The organism is Streptomyces sp. NRRL F-5135 (assembly GCF_000719775.1).
Lineage (GTDB): Bacteria > Actinomycetota > Actinomycetes > Streptomycetales > Streptomycetaceae > Streptomyces > Streptomyces hebeiensis.
Window position 1 is genome coordinate 39,383 of sequence record NZ_JOHR01000031.1, and the last position, 16,729, is coordinate 56,111.

32 protein-coding genes are annotated in these 16,729 nt (G+C 67.3%); 12 read left to right on the forward strand and 20 right to left on the reverse strand.

From position 1 onward, the window contains the following. Positions 1 to 76: 76 nt before the first annotated feature. Genes IG02_RS0134500 through IG02_RS41905 form a run of 3 tightly spaced genes read left to right on the forward strand, consistent with a single transcriptional unit; the run spans position 77 to position 991 of the window. Entirely contained in the window at positions 77 to 316 is a 240-nt protein-coding gene (locus tag IG02_RS0134500; protein WP_158712437.1) for a hypothetical protein, read from the forward strand. Next, complete coding sequence (locus IG02_RS0134505; RefSeq protein ID WP_030757312.1) at positions 313 to 732, forward strand: DUF6221 family protein; 420 nt, start codon at positions 313 to 315, stop codon at positions 730 to 732. The genes IG02_RS0134500 and IG02_RS0134505 overlap by 4 nt, the downstream gene beginning before the upstream one ends. 52 nt (positions 733 to 784) lie before the next feature. After that, positions 785 to 991: a hypothetical protein gene (locus IG02_RS41905; RefSeq protein WP_158712438.1), complete on the forward strand. Its 207-nt coding sequence runs from the start codon at positions 785 to 787 to the stop codon at positions 989 to 991. A gap of 35 nt (positions 992 to 1,026) precedes the next feature. Here the strand turns inward: IG02_RS41905 and IG02_RS0134510 are convergent, their stop codons facing one another. From IG02_RS0134510 to IG02_RS0134600, 17 genes are all read right to left on the reverse strand, one after another. After that, on the reverse strand, positions 1,027 to 1,260 hold the full coding sequence (locus IG02_RS0134510) for a hypothetical protein (protein ID WP_030757315.1): 234 nt from the start codon (positions 1,258 to 1,260) through the stop codon (positions 1,027 to 1,029). A 110-nt stretch (positions 1,261 to 1,370) separates the two neighbouring features. Further along, on the reverse strand, positions 1,371 to 1,676 hold the full coding sequence (locus IG02_RS0134515; RefSeq protein ID WP_030757318.1) for a hypothetical protein: 306 nt from the start codon (positions 1,674 to 1,676) through the stop codon (positions 1,371 to 1,373). Further along, positions 1,676 to 1,906, reverse strand: a complete 231-nt coding sequence (locus tag IG02_RS0134520; RefSeq protein WP_030757320.1) for a hypothetical protein — start codon at positions 1,904 to 1,906, stop codon at positions 1,676 to 1,678. Before IG02_RS0134520 ends, IG02_RS0134515 begins: the two co-directional genes overlap by 1 nt. Before the next feature lie 2 nt (positions 1,907 to 1,908). Continuing rightward, the gene (locus IG02_RS0134525) at positions 1,909 to 2,118 is read right to left on the reverse strand and encodes a hypothetical protein (RefSeq protein WP_030757322.1); all 210 of its coding nucleotides are present in this window, start codon (positions 2,116 to 2,118) and stop codon (positions 1,909 to 1,911) included. A 12-nt stretch (positions 2,119 to 2,130) separates the two neighbouring features. Beyond that, positions 2,131 to 2,640, reverse strand: a complete 510-nt coding sequence (locus IG02_RS0134530; RefSeq protein WP_051766125.1) for a DUF6197 family protein — start codon at positions 2,638 to 2,640, stop codon at positions 2,131 to 2,133. Positions 2,641 to 2,957: 317 nt separating this feature from the next. Further along, positions 2,958 to 3,122, reverse strand: a complete 165-nt coding sequence (locus tag IG02_RS41910) for a hypothetical protein (RefSeq protein ID WP_158712439.1) — start codon at positions 3,120 to 3,122, stop codon at positions 2,958 to 2,960. A gap of 19 nt (positions 3,123 to 3,141) precedes the next feature. After that, positions 3,142 to 3,549, reverse strand: coding sequence for a hypothetical protein (locus IG02_RS0134545; protein WP_030757328.1), 408 nt, complete (start codon positions 3,547 to 3,549; stop codon positions 3,142 to 3,144). A gap of 225 nt (positions 3,550 to 3,774) precedes the next feature. Further along, entirely contained in the window at positions 3,775 to 5,934 is a 2,160-nt protein-coding gene (locus IG02_RS0134550) for a hypothetical protein (protein ID WP_051766127.1), read from the reverse strand. Then, positions 5,931 to 7,274: a hypothetical protein gene (locus IG02_RS37285; protein WP_037805108.1), complete on the reverse strand. Its 1,344-nt coding sequence runs from the start codon at positions 7,272 to 7,274 to the stop codon at positions 5,931 to 5,933. The genes IG02_RS0134550 and IG02_RS37285 overlap by 4 nt, the downstream gene beginning before the upstream one ends. A gap of 22 nt (positions 7,275 to 7,296) precedes the next feature. Continuing rightward, positions 7,297 to 7,512 carry a hypothetical protein gene (locus tag IG02_RS0134560; protein ID WP_030757334.1) on the reverse strand — a complete coding sequence of 72 codons (216 nt, stop codon included), beginning with the start codon at positions 7,510 to 7,512 and terminating at the stop codon, positions 7,297 to 7,299. Positions 7,513 to 7,545: 33 nt separating this feature from the next. Next, the gene (locus tag IG02_RS0134565; protein WP_030757336.1) at positions 7,546 to 7,737 is read right to left on the reverse strand and encodes a hypothetical protein; all 192 of its coding nucleotides are present in this window, start codon (positions 7,735 to 7,737) and stop codon (positions 7,546 to 7,548) included. A gap of 232 nt (positions 7,738 to 7,969) precedes the next feature. Then, positions 7,970 to 8,182 (reverse strand): hypothetical protein, encoded by a 213-nt coding sequence (locus IG02_RS0134575; protein ID WP_030757339.1) that lies wholly within the window; start codon positions 8,180 to 8,182, stop codon positions 7,970 to 7,972. 13 nt (positions 8,183 to 8,195) lie between these two features. After that, positions 8,196 to 8,348, reverse strand: a complete 153-nt coding sequence (locus IG02_RS41915; RefSeq protein ID WP_158712440.1) for a hypothetical protein — start codon at positions 8,346 to 8,348, stop codon at positions 8,196 to 8,198. A gap of 37 nt (positions 8,349 to 8,385) precedes the next feature. After that, the gene (locus IG02_RS41920) at positions 8,386 to 8,541 is read right to left on the reverse strand and encodes a hypothetical protein (protein ID WP_158712441.1); all 156 of its coding nucleotides are present in this window, start codon (positions 8,539 to 8,541) and stop codon (positions 8,386 to 8,388) included. Between the two features lie 151 nt (positions 8,542 to 8,692). After that, positions 8,693 to 8,926: a hypothetical protein gene (locus IG02_RS0134590; RefSeq protein ID WP_030757342.1), complete on the reverse strand. Its 234-nt coding sequence runs from the start codon at positions 8,924 to 8,926 to the stop codon at positions 8,693 to 8,695. 109 nt (positions 8,927 to 9,035) lie between these two features. Continuing rightward, positions 9,036 to 9,203: a hypothetical protein gene (locus IG02_RS41925; RefSeq protein ID WP_158712442.1), complete on the reverse strand. Its 168-nt coding sequence runs from the start codon at positions 9,201 to 9,203 to the stop codon at positions 9,036 to 9,038. A 166-nt stretch (positions 9,204 to 9,369) separates the two neighbouring features. Continuing rightward, positions 9,370 to 9,912, reverse strand: a complete 543-nt coding sequence (locus IG02_RS0134600) for a hypothetical protein (RefSeq protein WP_158712443.1) — start codon at positions 9,910 to 9,912, stop codon at positions 9,370 to 9,372. A 176-nt stretch (positions 9,913 to 10,088) separates the two neighbouring features. Between IG02_RS0134600 and IG02_RS0134605 the strand changes: the two genes are divergently transcribed. The 4 genes from IG02_RS0134605 to IG02_RS41930 all read left to right on the forward strand — a co-directional run bounded on the left by IG02_RS0134605 (position 10,089) and on the right by IG02_RS41930 (position 12,488). Next, complete coding sequence (locus tag IG02_RS0134605; protein ID WP_030757348.1) at positions 10,089 to 10,283, forward strand: hypothetical protein; 195 nt, start codon at positions 10,089 to 10,091, stop codon at positions 10,281 to 10,283. Positions 10,284 to 10,449: 166 nt separating this feature from the next. Further along, entirely contained in the window at positions 10,450 to 11,088 is a 639-nt protein-coding gene (locus tag IG02_RS0134610) for an NUDIX hydrolase (protein WP_030757350.1), read from the forward strand. Then, the gene (locus IG02_RS0134615; protein ID WP_030757352.1) at positions 11,085 to 11,501 is read left to right on the forward strand and encodes an NUDIX hydrolase; all 417 of its coding nucleotides are present in this window, start codon (positions 11,085 to 11,087) and stop codon (positions 11,499 to 11,501) included. The genes IG02_RS0134610 and IG02_RS0134615 overlap by 4 nt, the downstream gene beginning before the upstream one ends. A gap of 597 nt (positions 11,502 to 12,098) precedes the next feature. Then, positions 12,099 to 12,488 (forward strand): DUF6907 domain-containing protein, encoded by a 390-nt coding sequence (locus IG02_RS41930; RefSeq protein ID WP_158712444.1) that lies wholly within the window; start codon positions 12,099 to 12,101, stop codon positions 12,486 to 12,488. A 136-nt stretch (positions 12,489 to 12,624) separates the two neighbouring features. On the opposite strand, the gene IG02_RS0134625 is transcribed toward IG02_RS41930, so the two are convergent. Together IG02_RS0134625 and IG02_RS0134630 are read right to left on the reverse strand one after the other, a co-directional pair. Next, positions 12,625 to 13,017: a hypothetical protein gene (locus IG02_RS0134625; protein ID WP_030757358.1), complete on the reverse strand. Its 393-nt coding sequence runs from the start codon at positions 13,015 to 13,017 to the stop codon at positions 12,625 to 12,627. A 131-nt stretch (positions 13,018 to 13,148) separates the two neighbouring features. Beyond that, positions 13,149 to 13,748, reverse strand: a complete 600-nt coding sequence (locus IG02_RS0134630; RefSeq protein WP_030757361.1) for a hypothetical protein — start codon at positions 13,746 to 13,748, stop codon at positions 13,149 to 13,151. A gap of 166 nt (positions 13,749 to 13,914) precedes the next feature. Here IG02_RS0134630 and IG02_RS0134635 point away from each other — a divergent pair, with 166 nt between their 5' ends. The 4 genes from IG02_RS0134635 (at position 13,915) to IG02_RS0134650 (ending at position 15,808) form a co-directional block, all read left to right on the forward strand. After that, positions 13,915 to 14,196 carry a hypothetical protein gene (locus tag IG02_RS0134635; RefSeq protein ID WP_030757363.1) on the forward strand — a complete coding sequence of 94 codons (282 nt, stop codon included), beginning with the start codon at positions 13,915 to 13,917 and terminating at the stop codon, positions 14,194 to 14,196. Positions 14,197 to 14,398: 202 nt separating this feature from the next. Further along, entirely contained in the window at positions 14,399 to 14,584 is a 186-nt protein-coding gene (locus IG02_RS0134640) for a hypothetical protein (protein WP_030757366.1), read from the forward strand. Further along, a complete protein-coding gene (locus IG02_RS0134645) occupies positions 14,574 to 15,314 on the forward strand; it encodes a hypothetical protein (RefSeq protein WP_030757371.1) in 741 nt (246 codons plus the stop codon). Before IG02_RS0134640 ends, IG02_RS0134645 begins: the two co-directional genes overlap by 11 nt. 92 nt (positions 15,315 to 15,406) lie before the next feature. Beyond that, positions 15,407 to 15,808, forward strand: a complete 402-nt coding sequence (locus IG02_RS0134650; protein WP_051766133.1) for a helix-turn-helix domain-containing protein — start codon at positions 15,407 to 15,409, stop codon at positions 15,806 to 15,808. Between the two features lie 355 nt (positions 15,809 to 16,163). Here IG02_RS0134650 and IG02_RS0134655 read toward each other — a convergent pair whose 3' ends face one another. After that, positions 16,164 to 16,409 (reverse strand): hypothetical protein, encoded by a 246-nt coding sequence (locus IG02_RS0134655; RefSeq protein WP_030757376.1) that lies wholly within the window; start codon positions 16,407 to 16,409, stop codon positions 16,164 to 16,166. A gap of 191 nt (positions 16,410 to 16,600) precedes the next feature. On the opposite strand from IG02_RS0134655, the gene IG02_RS44040 reads away from it, so the two are divergent. Then, positions 16,601 to 16,729, forward strand: a 129-nt coding sequence (locus IG02_RS44040) for a DUF6221 family protein (protein ID WP_420707821.1), incomplete at its 3' end; no start/stop codon positions are given.

Genomic DNA, 16,729 nt, shown 5'->3' on the forward strand with positions numbered 1-16,729 from the left:
GCACCATACCCCCTAGTGCATATACACAGCAAGTCTTATGGTGGAACTCATGCATATACATCCCTACGATGGGTCCATGGCCAAGCAGAACACCGAGCGGCACACCCCACTCCGACCGCTACGGATCCCCGACGACGAGTGGGAAGCCCTCGGCAATGCCGTCGGCGAGCGCAACCGAACTCGCCTCATCCGGGAGTACATTCGCTGGTACCTGCGCTGGCCCGACAGTCCCCAGCCGTCCCGTCCACCCGAGCAGATCGGCGCCCCCGGTATCACTAAGAAGAGCGACCAGCAGAAGCAGGAAGAGTCCTCGTGACCGGCCTCCCAGAGTGGCTGCGCGCGCAGCTCGACGAGGACGAGCGGATCGCGCGGGCAGCGACAGCAGGCCCATGGCGGCACAACCCCGACAAGCATCACCGCATCGTCGGCACGTCCCTTCTCGAAGAGGCCGTGTTCGCCGGGCCGTCAGGCGACGATGCGATCTGCGTAGCGGCGACCGGAGAGACGGATGATCGGCAGAGCACGAAGGACGCCATCCACATCGCCGCGCATGCTCCGACGCGGGTGCTGCGCGAGATCGACGCCAAGCGGCGGCTGCTGGACTGGCTGGAACGCAAGAACGAGTGGGCCCTCGACAACAACCTGTGGTCCTGGGATGACGACGAGGCGCTCCTCCTGCTCGCCCTCCCCTACGCGGACCGGCCAGGCTACCTCCCGGAGTGGCGGCCGTAACGGCTTCCCGGATTCCCGCACAGCCCCGGTTGCCGCACGCCAGACTGCTGTCATGGACTCCGAGGTCAGCTACATGGTGCGCGGCGCCACCCGGGACGCCTGCCAGGAGGCTCTCGACCGGTTGTGCCGGCTGCTGGATGCGTCGCCGACGACCCGGCCCACGGATACGGTCGGCCGCGGCTGGGTGGCGCGGGCCGTACCCGCTCCCTCGAAGGCCCCGACTGCTGGCAGCAGTCGGGGCCCTGTCGCGTCGGGCTAGGTCAGCAATCGGCTGGCCTGTTTCTCTTGCGCCTGCTATCGGCGGAATACCGCCGGGGTCTCCTGGCAGGAGTTCGCGTGCGCCCGGCCGTTCTTCTTAGCAGCCTTCTCCTGGGAGTGGGATTCTGACCAGGGGCAGGCCGTGCAGGCCGCCGTCCAGAAGGTTCCCTTACCTTCGACGCCGTCTCGGTCCGACTGCGTGACGGCTACGACTCCTCCGGTTTCGGACTTGGTGGGGTATCGCTCGATGATCCGGTCCTCGTAGGGCATGGGTATCTCCTTTGCGGTTGGCAGTTTGGGTTCGCTCGGTGCGGATGCGGGTGGGGCGTGGCGCCGACCAAAGAGGCGGTCTGCGCAGGGCAGGCACTTGCTGTCAGGTGTCAGGTCCATTCCCAGGTTTCGCCGGCTCGTGCTGCGCGTTGGGCGGAGTCGGCGAGGAGGGTGGCGAGTTGGGCCCAGTCCGGGTCCATGGATCGGTGGGTGGCTGCTTTGGTGAGGAGGCTGCTGACGCGTGCGGCCTTTGCGGGTGGGGTGGACACGGGCACGTCCAGTCGCCGCGCGTCGAATAGGTAGGCGATCTCTCGCCATTCGCTGCTGGTGAGTGCGTGGGCGAGGTGCTGGCCGAGGTTGGCGATGGTGGTCGCGGACCGGGTTGACGGCATACCGTGGCTGATCGAGATTCCCATCAGCGCTCTCCGTTCTTCCGGGCCTCGTACTTGGCTGCGGCGTCGCTGATGGCCTGTGAGCGGGTGGCGCTGAGTTCGGATTGGACGATCGCGCGGCCGGTGGTGTTGTCGACGATGGCGGCGAGCCATGTCTTGTTGGGTGTCGCGAATTCCGTTGCCGGGTTGTCGGGCATGCGGCCGTGGGTCTGGAAGACGTCCCACCGGTGGTTGTTGTCGAGGTTGACGGTCATGGTTAGTCCTCCTGGAAGCGCTTGGGCAGACGGTTCTCGGCTTCGATGACGGCGTCGTTGAGCCGCAGGAATTCGTCGGTCTCGTAGTCGATGCCGGCGTCGACTTCGCGGGCGGTGTTCTCGTACAGGGCGGCTTCGGCTCGGCGGTGGGCGGCGAGCAGCCGGTTCTCTTCGGCGTAGACGCGGAGTTCCTTGGCCGTGCGCTTGGGCATGACGGGGTTCTCCTACTGGTTGCGGGCGTGGGCGAGTTGGGTCGCGCGGTCGAATGCGGCGAGGACGGGCTGCGGGCCGCGCTGGACGGCGTTCCAGGAGGGGATGGTTTCGGCGCTGCGGAAGTCCCTCTGGATCGCTTCCAGTAGCAGCACGCAGGCGCCGTCGGCTTCACTGCGACTGCCGGCTTCGAGTCGGATGGCCCGGACCGGGCAGATGGCGCCGCGGTCGTCGTACAGGTTGTCGCGGCACCAGCCGTCGGCCTCGATGCGGAGGCGGGCCCGGTGCAGTAGGGCGGCGATCGGCGTCCGGTAGGGGCGCGGGATCGTGGCCTGCGGCAGGTGGGGCACTGTGATCTCAACGGGCGGGGTGGCTGGGACGTGCGCGGTGTTGACCTCGAAGGCGACTGCGGCCTCGTCGAGGCGGACGTTCATCGAGGCTTCGGTCAGGGCGAGTCTGGTGTCGAGGTCGAGCGGGGTGGGCGCCTTCGGCGGGCTTGCCGGGGCGCGGGTGATCGTGGTCATGTGGGGTTGCCCTTCTGTGCGTGAGCGCGCTGGGTGGGAGGGGCGCCCCTGGTCGCTGCCAGGCATTCGAGGGGCGCCCCTGGCTGAGTTAGTGGCTGCTACAGCGGCGGACCGTTTCGATCACGTCGTTGTCGCCGCTGATCACGTAGCAGTCGCAGCGTCGGCACTCATGGATGCCGCCGCCGACGTGCTGCATCGGTCGTCCGCAGCAGCTGAGGCTGCCTGTCCGCTGGCCGACTTTGGCTGTTTCTACGGTTGCCATTGGTTCTCCTTGTTTGATCTCGGATTGGGCGGGGAGGAAAGGCGCCCCGACTCAGTTACTGGCTGCCGTGCGGGGTGGTGGCCATGACGCGGCTCATGGCGACGAGGTCGGCCTTGTTGCCGCTCTGAGTGATCTCGATCGTGATGTTGTTGATCGCGTTGTCGTCGCCACGCTTCCAGGCGTCGATGAAGCGGCGGACGGCGTCGGTCTGGGCGGTCATGAGATCTCCTTGATCGTTGTCAGACGCGCCAGGATCCGAACCGGCGGCGCGTGCGGGGGTTGGATCCGTCTGCGACCTGCTTCTCCAGGCCGCGGATCTCAACCTCGTCGAGGGGCGCCTCGTAGCCGTGAGGCAGCGGGCCGGCGACCTGCGGGGCGGGCTGGTGGACGCCGCGGAGTCCGGTCGGCTTCTCCGTGTAGACGGGCCCGGATCGGAGGACGAGTCCTTCGACGGACAGGGAGCCGCTGATCATCCAGCCGGGCATGAGGGGGTGCCGGTGGGAGACGGTGTACTCGTCGTACAGGTGCTTGTCTTCGTAGGGGGCGACGTGCCTGGATACCTCGCGGATGACGTACAGCTTCTGGCCCTTGCGGACGTCGCGGTCAGCGCGCTTCGCGTCCCTCTTCGTGCGCTGGTAGACGGTCATGATGTTCTCCTTCGGGGTGGTTTTTCTGGTGTTTTGTCGCCAGTGATCAGGGCTGCTCAGCTTGGAAAAGCACAGGTCAGGGCTGCTCAAGCGGCTGATCAGGCCCTGCTCAGATCAGACCCTGAGCAGGGCCTGATCAGGTCACTGAGCAGCTCCGACCTGCGAGTTTGCGGACCGATCAGGGCTGAGCAGGACCTGATCAGGGGTGCATACTTCACATAGCGGTCACAACAGGCTGCGGAGTCGATCACGCTTGAAGCCGCGCGGATTCTGCTCGTCGCCGATCGGACCGAGCGTCAGCGGCGCGCCTCCGCCCGCCTTCTTCATCAGCGCCTTGAACTCGTCGATGCCCAGCCCTGCGTACTCGGGATCGAACTCTTGAAGGGCCACAAGCAGCACCTCCGTCTTCATCCGATCGACGCGAGCCTTCTCCATGACCGCGATCGCGTCCCGGACGACGAGCCACGCCGACTCGTCCACTGGCTCCGATCCGACGGGCGGCTCGGCGTCACACAGGCGCAGCAACTGCTCCCAGGTGAGGAGCGTGACGGGCGCCGGTTTCTTCACGATGCCGCCCTTGTCGTACTCCGGTTCGACGTATTCGGGCAGGTCCACGCCGCGCATGGCGTCGAGGCTGTCCTGGTCGGGGTCGAGGAGTCCGGCTTCCAGTCGCTCTGCGGCGAGCTTCCGCAGAACATCGGACGGCGCCTCGTGGACGGCGTACTCGATCGGCTCGTCGGCCATGCCGGGCACGCCCTGGACGAAGATGTGGCCGGCGTCCTTCGGGTCTGTGTCAGTGGCGGGGCTGAGCTTGTGCGGCAGGTAGCCCTCGCGGACGGAGTCGTCGCCGAACACGGCCCGGGTGTCGCCGACCTTGCAGGGGCCTACGGCCTTGAGGGCCATCATCTGGGCGATGCTCTCCCCGAGGTAGCGGGCGGTGCCGCCCTGCGACGCGTACTGGACCACGATGAGCTCCTTTCGGCCGACGAGGAGTAGGTCGAAGGCGAGGAGCTTGCCGAGGTCGGACAGCTTCGGGAACTCGTCGATGAAGATGGTGAAGGCGGGATACTCAGGGCTGGCCTTCCACTTCTTGCCCATGCCGAGCCTGGCCCGGAGCCGGGCGCGCGCCTTCGACATGACCAGGAAGAACAGTAGGACGGCTTCGATCTGCTCGTTGGATCGGGCCGTGATGCGCACTGCGTCGCCGAGGTCTTCGAGGCCGTCGCCGTGCGGGTCGCAGTCGATGGTGATGTTGTCGTAGCAGGCGGTCGTGCCCTCGGCGAGGGCCTGGAGAATGCCAGTCTTTCCGCCGCCGGACGCTGCGACCCATAGACCCATCACTCCGGCGAGGGACAGTTCGAGCGGGTCGCCGCCGACGCTGGTGCCAACCCGGAACTTGTCGGTGATCGACAGGGACTTGGGTGCCCGGTACGGCAGGCCGGGCGCGGTGGCAAACGGATTGCCGTCGACGAGGCGGAGGATCGCGCAAGCCCGGCGGGCCTTGAGCGGCTGCGGTCGGACACCGTTCGTCGGCAAGTCGAACCTGGTTTCCAGGGCGCCGCTCTTATCGATGATCGCCTCGGGGGTGCCTTCGGTGACGCGAACGGTGCACTGCCAGCCCCACGGCTGGCGGGTCACCTCGCTGACTTCAGCGACCGGTACTCGCTCGGCCTGGAGGGCGAGCAGCACGCACATGGCGGCCTGCTCCTCGGTCTCCGCCTGGCCGAGCGGGAACGGCACAGCTCCTTCGGGCAGTTGGTCCACGGTGACCGCGCCGCGGCCAAGGGTGACCTCGCCTGCTGGCAGTCCGGGAATCGCCGCTGGCGTGGCCGGTGCTTTCGAGCGGTCCCGTCCGTGCCAGGCGCCGGTGGCGAAGCCGGCCGCGGCAAGTGCCATGTCGATCCACAGGCCGCCGGTAACGACACCGACGGTGACGGGTGCTCCGACGGCGATGGCCCCGGCGACGCTCCTTCCGGCGTGGATGAGGCGGTGGCGCCGGTAGTCGGCGCGCCGGTCTCGGATGGTCTCCTTGAGCTTGGTCTCCCTGTCGACGTCGCCGCCGGATTCCTGGAGGGCGGTGCGGGCGGAGCGGATCATATGCGGGTAGTCGTCGCGGTGCGCGTCGAGCCACCGGCGGAGCAGGTTGAGGTAGCCGTGGCCGGCCTGCGGGATGTACAGCCGGTTCCCGATCGCGTGCCGCTTGGCGCGGTCGAGGCGGGTTGCCTGCGACTCGATCCAGGCGGGCCGTACCGGGGCCGCGGGGCGGTCAATGACGGTGCCCTCGATGGGGCCGTCGACCACTTCGGCGGGAGCCTCGGGGGCGTCCTTGACGAGGCTGAGCGCGGGCCGCTCGGCGGGCATCTCGGGGTAGGCGGCGGTGCTCACTTCGGCTCCTCGGCAGACGTCTTCTTTGCGGCGGTTGAGCGGCGCAGCAGCTCGCCATGAGCACGGCCCGCGGCCCGGTGATAGGGCGGCGTGTCCTTGGGCTTCCGCACAGGCGGAACGGGCCTATAGCCAGAGCGGGGTGTTTGGATCCCTAGCTGGGCGTTCTTGGTCTTACTGAGGGCGCTGACGGGCTTCTTCTGGCGGGCCGCTTCAACCCTCATCTCCGCCGCGTTCCGCATGCGGATCGTCTCCGCTGACTCGCCAGGATCGGCGCCCTCGACGTCGCGCTTAGCGCGCTTCCAGATGGCCTCGGTGATGACCTTCTCCCCAAGGTCCGCGGCGAGCTTCAGCGCGTGCCGGTGGACCTCCGGGAACTGGCTGGCGCGCGCTTCGTCCAGCTGTTTGACGGCGTCCCGCGCGGCGTTCTCCAGGTGGGCCTGCCGCTCAGCTTCGAACAGCTTCGCAGCGGCCTTTTCGGCGGCCTCTGCCTTGGCTGCCTTCGCGGCGGCCCTGCGCTCGCGACGGGTCGGTACGCCGTCGCGCTTTCGGATGCGTCCGTGCTCGTGGAGGTCCCACACGCCGGGGCCGGCGATGGACGCGAACGCGGTTCCGATAGCGGTCGCCGGGTCGAACGCGGCCAGCCCGTGCCACAGGTTGATGCCGGCCGCGATGAACGCGAACAACCAGGAGACCAACCGGTAGTGCCAGTGCGGGCGGTGCGCGGCGACAGCCGCTGCGGCGCCCTTGGTGACGACGAGCGCGGCACCTTCAAGCATCAGCGGTGCGATGACCAGCCACCACGCCTTCGGGTCCCAGAACGCGGCGATCTGTACGGGCAGGGCGACGACGGCGCACACGGCATAGAAAGTGATCGCGTACCGTCGCCAGTTGCTGGCCGCCTTGGCGATCGCTTCCGCCGAAGCAGCGTCGGCTTTCTGCTGCTCCTCCTCGGCCTTCCGGGCTGCCGCCTCCTGCCTCTCGGCTTCCTTCTGCTTCCGGTTGGACTCGGCGATCCGGGCGTTGCGGGCGGCTTGTTCTTCCGCGGCGCGGGCTTCGGCTTTGTCGTTGGCGAGCTTGAGCTTTCGGGCTTCCTCGGCCGCCTTGATGAGGACGGCTTCAGCCTCGGCTTCGGCCTTGATGCGGCGCTCCTCGGCTTCGGCCGCCGCACGCTCACGGATGGCGGCGGCTTCGGCGAGGGCCACGTGATCGACGGCCGGCTCAGCAGGCTTGGGCTCGCGGGGCGGCGTGGGCGTGGCCTGGGGGTCGGTGGGCCGCCACTCGCCGTAGATGGGCATGGCGGGGCGCTGGTGGCCGTTCACCTGGGGCGGGGCGGTGCTCACGGTCGATGTCCTTCCTGGGTGGTCAGGCGGCGGTCTGGTGATCGGTCTGGACGGTGAGTCGGCTGGGGCGTGGCTGCTGTTGGTCGAGCCAGGCGTCGAGGAGGATCGCGGCGGCGACGAGGGCGACGACGGCGATACGGATCCCGGGCGGCGGTGCGAGACCGAACAGCCAGGCGAGGCCGGCGACGAGGATCGCGATCCGGGCCCGACGCACAAGATCAGGCAGGTAGTAGGTCACGGAGGTCTCCAGAGGGGGCGGGTTGGGTTGGGATCAGCTGTCGGGGTGGCCGTTGCACCAGCCGCACGCCTCACTGCATCGCTCCAAGCGGCGCCCGAGGATGATCCCGGCGACGGCGTTACCGATCTTGGCGCCCTTCACGCCGCCGACCCTCTCGCCGGCACGGATCAGTCCGTCTGCGGCGGTGTCGAGCTTCTCGGCGGTCTTCCGGCCGAACAGTCCCATGGGCGTTCCTCTCGATTGGTGGGGTGGTGCGGGAGTGCCCCGGGCCGGATTCGATCGCCAGCCCGGCGGCGCGGCTGGTGGCGACAGGAGCGACCGGATCAGTCCTCGGTGTTGTCGGTCGGCTCCGGCGGGAGTCGCATGGAGAAGGTGATTGTGAAGTCGCCGTTCTCCTCGATCTCGATCTCGCTGCCGGTCTCCGGGTTGATCAGGGCCATGGGGGTTCCTCTCGGGGTCAGTGGTCGAGGCCCGGGACGCGGGCGGTGATGCGGGCGGTCAGGGACGGCCCGTCGAGCACGCGGTCCCACCTGGCGGCGAGGTCTTTGGCGTCGGCTAGGTCCTGGTCCATGACGGGGTCGCCACCGCGGCAGTCGGCGCGGGCCTTGTCGTCGGCGACGACGCCGACCCAGCCGGCCATCGCGCGGCGGGCGTTCTCCTTGCCAGACATGGGGGTCCTCCGTTCAGCAGTCGACGACGGGCTTGTGGATGTCGCGGTGCTGGCCGGCGGCCTGGAGTTCGCGCTGGCCCTTCCTGGCGGCGGCGATGTCGGCGGTGATCTCCTGCCGGGTCTGGTCGGCGCTCTGGTTCTTGAAGAAGTGGCGGCTGGAAGACATGCGGTTCTCCTTATGAGGTGGGGTGTGGGCAGGCTGGTCAGGCGGTCTTGAGGTGGAGGTTGGTCCAGGTGTCGAAGTCGACGCCCGTCCACTGCTCCACGGGGGTGTCGGCGTGTTCCTGGTCGAAGTGCTGGCGGCCCTGTTCGGTGGTCCAGTGCCAGTGGCTGGTGTCGGTGACGGGCTGGGTGGCCATGGGGTGGTGCTCCTTCCGGGGCTGTTCGGGGCGGGTGGTCTGGTCGTGCTCGGGGCTCAGTCGCCGTAGTTCTCGGGGAGTCCGTGGCGTCGGAGCCACTCGCCCGGCGGTGTCCGGCCGTCTGTCGGCTCGGCGGCCGGGCACCGCGCGGTCATGCGGCGGTCAGGTACTGGCGGCCGATGTCGTTCAGCACGTCGTCCAGAACGGGCGTCTCGCCGGGGTGGCGGGCGTCGTAGTCGGCGGCGAGAGCCTCGATACGGGCCAGCTCCAGCTGGTCGCGGTTGTCGAAGGCGATCTCGTACCGGGTGGCGAGGCTGCGGCGGGCCTGCTGGTCGGCCTCGTAGGCGTCCAGGTCGGCGGAGATCAGGCGCAGGTGCGGAGACATGAGTGGTCCTCTCAAGGCATGGCTGGTGGAGCCGACGACGGTCGGCAGAGGTGGAGGTTGAGTGCCGGGCTCGGAGCGAGGGCTTCCGTGCCCACGGCGGGCGGTGGGCTTAGCGGGTGCCGGCCTGCGCGTTGCCCTCGGAGCGGGCCGTGCCGAGCTGCGTGGTTGCCGCGCCCTGCCCCTGGGCGTTGCGGCGGTCGGCCGCACACGCCTGGACAGTGGCTGGCTGGGTGGTGATCGGGTTCGGGCGGGGCTTCCGGTCGTCGGCCACGGTCACCAGCCGCGCTGCTGAATGAACCGACGACGGGCGGCCGTACCGGCGGGCGGGGGCTTCGGTGCCGTCTGCTGCGGGATCACCGTCATCCGCAGACGCCCGGCAACGATCCGGCCCGATGCGAACCCGCGGCGCGGCTCATCCGCTGGCGCGGCCGTCAAGGTCACGGTCACGACGCCACCTCGCTCAGACCATGCGTGCGGGCGTACTCGGCGCCGGCCGCGAGAAGCCCAGCCACATCATCGGCCGTGCGACCCAGCCGCCCCGACCAGGACATAGCCCGCGCCCGCTCGACACCAGTACGGGCCTGCACGACCAGGTCGAGAACTCGGTCAGCAACCGCCATCACATCGCTGTCGCCAGCCGTTGAACGGCTCGTGCGGAGCATCGCGATGTACAGAGTCAGCGGCCCGCGGTCTTCACCGAACGCGTCCCTGGCGAGATCGATCAGGTGCCGCAGCAGAGACTTCGTGGACGCCTCCGGGGCGATCTCGCCCACAGAGGCTGGCGTCTCCTCGATCACTCGCGTCCAGCCGTCCCTGGCGAGCCGGGCAGCGACTGCCTCCAGGAAGACGGCCACGGCGTCACCGGTGACGGGCTCGCCCGAACCGGCAGTCCAGAAGCCGGGGGGCACGGCACCGGCTGCCGCAGATAAGACGGTAGTGGGGGTGATCGTCGCGGCAGGCGCGACGGTACGATGCTGCACAGCCATCAGGGTCTCCTTCATAGACCTTGTCTGGTCAGGTCCTGCCTTGGTGTGTGGAAGCCCGAGGCAGGGCCGTTCTGCATTTCACAAGGGGGGCGGTGGAAGACGCCTCCCCGAGTGGCACTCCACTCACCGTAGCGTCTTCTCTGGACCGTGGCAATCCACTGTGGGACGATTCCTTCATGCCAGCCGGAGTCCACCTCAAGAGAGCCCGCACATACCGCCCCGACCCGGAGCTATACGAGCAGGCCAAGAACGCTGTCGCCGAGGTTGGCTCCGACATGAACAGCCACATCATCGCCTTCTTGCGCTGGCTCACACACGAAACCGACGACCTCCCAGAGCGGCCACCTCGCAAGGAGGAAGACCCGACCTGACGCAACTCAGGAGCGGCGGATTTCGTCATGCCTCCAAGTCAACTCCCGCGCGACACCACGGACCATGAAGCCGCAATGCGGCAGCAGTGCACGCCCCCGCGCGGCAGAGCAGTAGCAGTGCAGCCGTGACGCAACACCCCAGCAATACGACGGCGGGAGCCAGATAGTGAACGTCGTGGAGACCTGGACCGGCCATGCAGCTTGCGCCCTCCAGGCCGCGCTCCGCATGACCAACGAAGGGTTCGCCGCACATCTCGGCGTGGCGGTCCGCACGGTCGCCGGGTGGCACAAAGACCCGGAGATCGTGCCCCGATCCGAGACGCAGCAGATCCTCGACATCGCCTACGAAAGGGCCGACGCCAGCGTGCACCGACGGTTCAGCGGCCTATCCCGACCGCCATCAGGGCCAGCCCCAGCGCAGGCGCTTCGGGTAGCGATCGCGGTGGTGGTGCGGGGGAACGATGTGCTCCTCGTCCGCCGGCGCGGTGACGACACGCTGACCTGGCAGTTCCCGGCAGGCATGGTCAAGCCGGGCGCGGCAGCATCAACGATCGCCGAACAGGAGACACACGCGGAGACCGGAGTGCACTGCACTGTCCGCGAACGGCTCGGGGAACGCGTCCACCCGGTAACCGGGGTGATTGCCGACTACCACCTATGTGACTATCTCGCTGGCGACGCCGTGAACCGGGACGAACTGGAGAACATGGCTGTCGCCTGGGTTCCCCGGACGCAGCTCCACCGCTTCATCCCTGCAGACCGCATCTACCCGCCGATCACGGCCGCCTTGGAGGGCGCAGCATGAGCGAGAACGACCAGCCCAAGCCCGGCATCAGCGCGGCGATCATCGTCCACGACGGGCGCACACTCATGATTCGCCGCCGGGTGAAGGAAGGCGAGCTGATGTGGCAGTTCCCCGCCGGCGCCATCGAAGCCGGGGAGACGGCCGAGCAGGCCGCAGTACGGGAGACGCAGGAGGAGACCGGCCTGACGGTCGAAGCTATCAAGCTACTCGGCGAGCGGATCCACCCGAAGACGGGCCGGCTCATGTCCTACACGGCCTGCGAGTGGCTCGCCGGTGAGGCGATCGTCGGCGACGAGGAAGAGATCAGCGAAGTCGCCTGGGTGAAGCACGGCGAGATCCCCGAATACGTGCCTTACGGGCTGTTCGAGCCGGTGCAGGAGTATCTCGACGGAGCCATCGGCGGCACCGCGTAGCCGAACCCAGCAGACAGGAAGCCCCGCCCGAATGGGCGGGGCTTCTGCGTGACCCGAGCTCTCCGGCTTCGCCAACTTCCCCGTCATGCACTGGAACTGCACCGTCACCACATCGCGCTCAGCACATCAGCCGGAACACGATGGCAACATCAACTCCCGGAAACGAAGGGCCACTCGTGAGCGAGCTATTCGAGCGCACCCTGGCTGATCAGCCCAAGCGGGGGCGTGTTTCGGCCAGAAGTCATGGCTTGCAGAAGTACATATGGGAATCCAATTGCGCAACATCGAGGGCTTCCCGCTAGCGGGAAACGTGATGGTCAGGGGGTTAAGGTGACACATAAAACCTGACCTGACCTGCCGTGTTGCATCAAGTCGCGGTCTCCATAACGGACAGAAACCTGCATCCGGTTTCCCTCGTCCTGACCCGTGGCGCGTTCTAGCGTTCGTGTCCTGCCGGTCTCATCAGCTGGCACAGCAAGACCTCGGGCCGTGCGCCTGGGGACGCAAAAGGGCCGGGCGGTCATCAGCCGCCCGGCCCGTCGACCAGCGGCATCACCCGCTGGTCAGTGAGTTCCATCCCAACCAAAGGAGTCCTCAGTGAGCATCGTACTGCCCGAGCCCGTTCCCGTCCCGGCTCAGCAGCCCAGCGCCCCCTCTGCCACTCCCCCGTTGACGCACCCGTCCCCGTGTCCGTCGTGGTGCAAGGAGCGGCGCCAGGTCACCGAGCACCATTTCGGACCGTCGGCGACATGGCATTGGTCGCCGCAGTACAAGGTGTCGAATCCGCGTCCGCTGGATGGCGGGCCGGAGACGCTGCTGCGGGCAGAGCTGGTGCGGAATGACGAAGGTACAGCGACGGGCCCGGTCAGCCTGTACGTCCAGGCGGAGGGCGACATCGATCTGACCGCCGACGAGGCGGACATCTTCATCACGCAGGCACAGGCGTGGGTGGACACACTGCGGGCGCTGCGCCGCCAGATGGGCTGAGCGCTCCTACGTCAATGCACGGCCGGACAGCAGCCGCTGCCCGGCCGTTTCTGGAGAAAGGACCGCCACATCCGTTGCTCCGTCTCTCCGCAAGGATCTGCATCCCGGATCAATGGGCAGATGGACCTCGCGTCGACTATCCGACGGGGGTGAGGTCAGCTTCGAGCGCGGCAATGACGCACCGCGAGACAAGGGCAGCCTGTTCTTTCCCGGCGATGTTCTGGGCTGCCTGAAAGATGGACCAAGCGGCGTCGATCCGCACGTTCGCTTCGGAGCCGAACTCTTCGGTGAGGGTGTCGGAAAGGTGGCGCCCCGGCAGGTCAAGCCTTGAATGGTGTTCGACTTCCCTGTGGGCTGCCACCAGAGCGCAGCGGAAGAACCGGCGCGCGTCCTCCCTGCCGAGTTGGATGTAGATAATCTTGGCCAGTTGCCCAAAGACCTGGGCACCGTATGGTCGTTCTGATCTGGGCCCCAGCCCCTTGCGTAGGGCAATGTGGAGTTCCAGGTCGAAGTCGTGCCGTTCCTTCATGCGAGGTTCATACCAGCGAAGATTCTGCGTACCGGTCCGCGGTGCCGCACATTTTGGGAGCCTCACTCGCATGGCTGAACGCTCTGTGCACCGGCCCGGAGTCTGGTATTAGCGCACTGCGGCTGGCTGGCTTACGGCCCTGGGATTGCCAGGGGTTCGTGGTGGTGCCAGATGAGGTATCGGTCTTCTTGGCGCAGCTCCGCGGTGCCCCATTCGAGTCTCATGACGCCGTGTGCCATGTTGCAGGCGTAGGCGATGAGGATCAACCCGAGGTCTGCCGGGAGCCGTTCGAGGTCTCGGTGGATCTCGTGCTCTGGTGGTTCTTCGAGGCCGAGGTCGAAGGTCCCTTGGATGGAGTCGGGGCCGTGGCGTCGGATGAGGTCGGCGCGGAGCCCAAAGGCTTTCCGGAGCCGGGCTTCCGTGACGGGCACATCGCGCTTGGCGTAGCGGATCGGGTAGAGGACATGCTCGGCGATGACTACCACGGTCCGCCCCTGGAGCCGTACTGCGGTCGCCCCGGCCACGTTCTCCAGGCCGGCGGCGAGTTCTTCGTATTGGGCGGCGTACAGGCCGTGTCCGTAGGCTTCGAGGGTTTGGGTGTGGACGCCTTGCTGGCCGTTTCGTGCCCGGTCGTGGGCTCTGGCGAGGCAGGCTGGGACGGTTTGGACGAGCGTGTCGGCGGTGTCGCCAAACGTCTTGCGTGCCCATGGTGTCGGCGGTTGCGCGCTCAACTGGCTTGCCCCCTCGTCGGTGCCGTTCAGCGTCGGCCCAACCGTGGGGTGGGGACTGTGCGGTGCACAAGTGCGCATGAGGGGCGCACTGATCGGTGTCCCACCCGGGTCGGGGGTTGCGAGGGGCATCTGTTCAGTTGCAGGCTGCGCCATCAGACTGGAGACCATGGGGGCAAATCAGCCGATTCATATGACCACTACCGACTCGCCGTTGAATGGGCGTGAGGTGTCGTGCAGCTGGTTGATCTGGGGGGCCGAGGCCGGCTCGTTCGGTGGCGCGGTGGCCGCGCTTGAAGCGATCGCCGTGAGCCAAGGGGCTGATGCAGTGGTTGCCGTTCGGGTCGTTACGGTGTCGGAGACTCGGACGCGTTTTCGCTTCCTGAGCGGCGAGTCGATCGAGAGCCGGGTGGCCTATCAGGCGTATGGGACGGCTATCCGCTACGAGTGACGGTCGGCGGGCAGCCGCGGGAGGGGCGCGCGCTGGGGGCCGTTGGGGTGGTCGCGCTCCTGTGCGCGCCCGGGGTGGGTCTTGGCTGATTGCGCGCCGGGTATTTGTCTGTTGAGACCCGGAAGGGCTACATGCTTTCTGGGTCTGGCCTCGTTGATGGGTGTGAGCTGGTTCACTTGGGCTATCGATGTAGGGGGTTGCCGTGTCAACGGTCATTCGAAAAACACGCGAAGAACTCGAACGGCAGCGCAAAGAGTTACTGGAAAGCGTACATATGAGCTACACGGAACTCCGAGATCGCGCAGCCGTGTACAGCCTCAGCATGAATGAGCTTATGATTTGGCACACCATCGAGGGCCTCGACTATCTTCTCGAAGGTGAAAGCTGACGAGGCAACGAACCTCGCAATCCAAGCGGCAGCGTTCGCTGACATGCTCACGGACCTGACGCAAGGCGTCCTCGGTGACGGCACGCCGCCATTTAGGGCCCTTAACATGGGAGCCCGCATCCGAGTGGCGCCAATAACCGACGCCCAGGTAATCCAGCGCATCCCCATCAGGATCAACGGGCAGGTCAGGATGAGCCTGATGGTCCGCTACTACTGTTGCTGGGACAATGCACGCACGTTCATGGCAACCGATCAAGCGGACGTTCATCTGTTCTACGACGGCATCGCCGATCCATTAATCCGATACGAGTACGTCCGAAAAAGCCATGAGCCGCCCGGCGCGCACATTCAGGTACACGCACACAGGGACGAAATGGCGTACCTGCTGCGGCTCGCCGAATCGGGTCGGCCAATGTCCGGCTTGAAGCGGAACAGGATGCCGCGGCTTTCAGAGATGCATATCCCTGTGGGCGGTCACCGCATGCGGCCAGCCCTGGAGGATGTACTCCTCTTCCTGAAGCGGGAGTTTGCGATCGACACGGTCGATGGTTGGCGGACGGTGCTGGAGGCCAGCTTGAGGGACTGGCGGTTGACGCAGCTGAAGGCGGCGGTGCGGGATGCTCCGGAAGCTGCTGCCGAGACTCTGCGTCGTATGGGGTATGTGGTGGAGGCGCCGAGGATCGTGAGCCCGCGGCCGTCTCCGGAGTCGACGAAGCTCTTCTGGCCGTAGCACGGTGAAGCGTGCGGCCCGTCCCGCTTGGGGCGGGCCGCTTTCATGGCCTGCGTGCTGACGGTGTCTGCGTAGCGGGCAGGATGACCGTCGTGACGAACGACGCGGAGCGCACGGAGTTGAGTGACCTGGTGCGGGAGCGCCGGGCCGAGCTGGGTCTGAGCCTCCGCGCGTTGGCTGCCCGCTGTATCGACCCGGAAGGCACGGACGAGCCGCTGTGGAAGTTCGCAGTCCTCAACCGGCTGGAGCGGGGGCTTCCTGTGATCCCGCCAAAGTTGCCCGAATTGCGGGCACTCGCGGCCGGTCTGGACACGCACCTGCTGATCGTTCAGGGTGCGGCCGGCTGGCAGTTCATGGGGATCGAGGCAGCGTGGGAGTCGAGCATGCGGGAGCGCACTCTGCTGGAGGGCTATCTTGCTTTGAGTTCGGCTGATCAGGATCGGGTCCGGTCGATTATCCGGGCGTGGGGGTCGGTTGATCGCACGCTGGACTGAGCTGAGGCAGGGCGCCGTGTCCGCGATCCGCGGCACCTGGCGGGCGTGACGGGGGGTTCCTGCCGGCCGGTGCGCCGTGTGAGGATCCGCCCATGACCCGGACCATGCTCCCGCCCAGTGCCCGCTGTCTCGCGCCGTCCGGAGGAAAAGCCGAATCAGATGTGGACGGTGAGGGTGGGGAAGCCGTCGGGGATCTCCTCGAACTGATCCTCGTCGACCACCAGGTACATCACCTCGTCCGGGTGGTCGGCGTCGTACGGCTTCTACGGCGCGGGCGACCCCGCAGTTGGTCAACCGCAGTAGGAGGATGGATCGCCCGCCAGAAGAGCCGCCACCACCCCCGGGCCTACCGCTGTCAGCCCCCGGCCGCTACAGCTTCCGCTGCGGCGGCCTTCACCGCCATCTCCAGATCGCTGCGGTTCACGCCAGCTGCGGCCGCGTGCTCGGTCACCGCGGCATGCACGGCGGCTGCCGCTTCCCACCACGGCCGCCACGCCTCCGGCGAGTAGTCCTCGCGCAGGGCATCTGCCCGGGCCGCGTTCGCCACGCGCTGGAGCTGGAGCAGGTGATCGGGTACGTCGGGTCTCTTGTCTTTCGCCACGGCCGGAGCTTACGCCGCACCCGTCACAGCCATCGCTCGGTACCTGACCGGGAAAGCGAGAAGCGGCCCGCCCGAGATGGGCGGGCCGCTGTGTCGGGGAGGTTATGCACCGGGCACGCTACGCCCATCTCCCCGCCCCCGTCGGGCCATAAGTCATGCCATATCGCGCGTCGGATTTGGTAAAATTGATCATGTCTCTGAAACTGATCGACTTCCTCAAGCCCCGCCTCGACGAAGACGAGCGGGCCGCGCGGGTGGCCAAGCCGAGCCCGTGGCATGCGGACGGCGACCCGGCCCGCGTACTACGGGAGCTGGAGGCC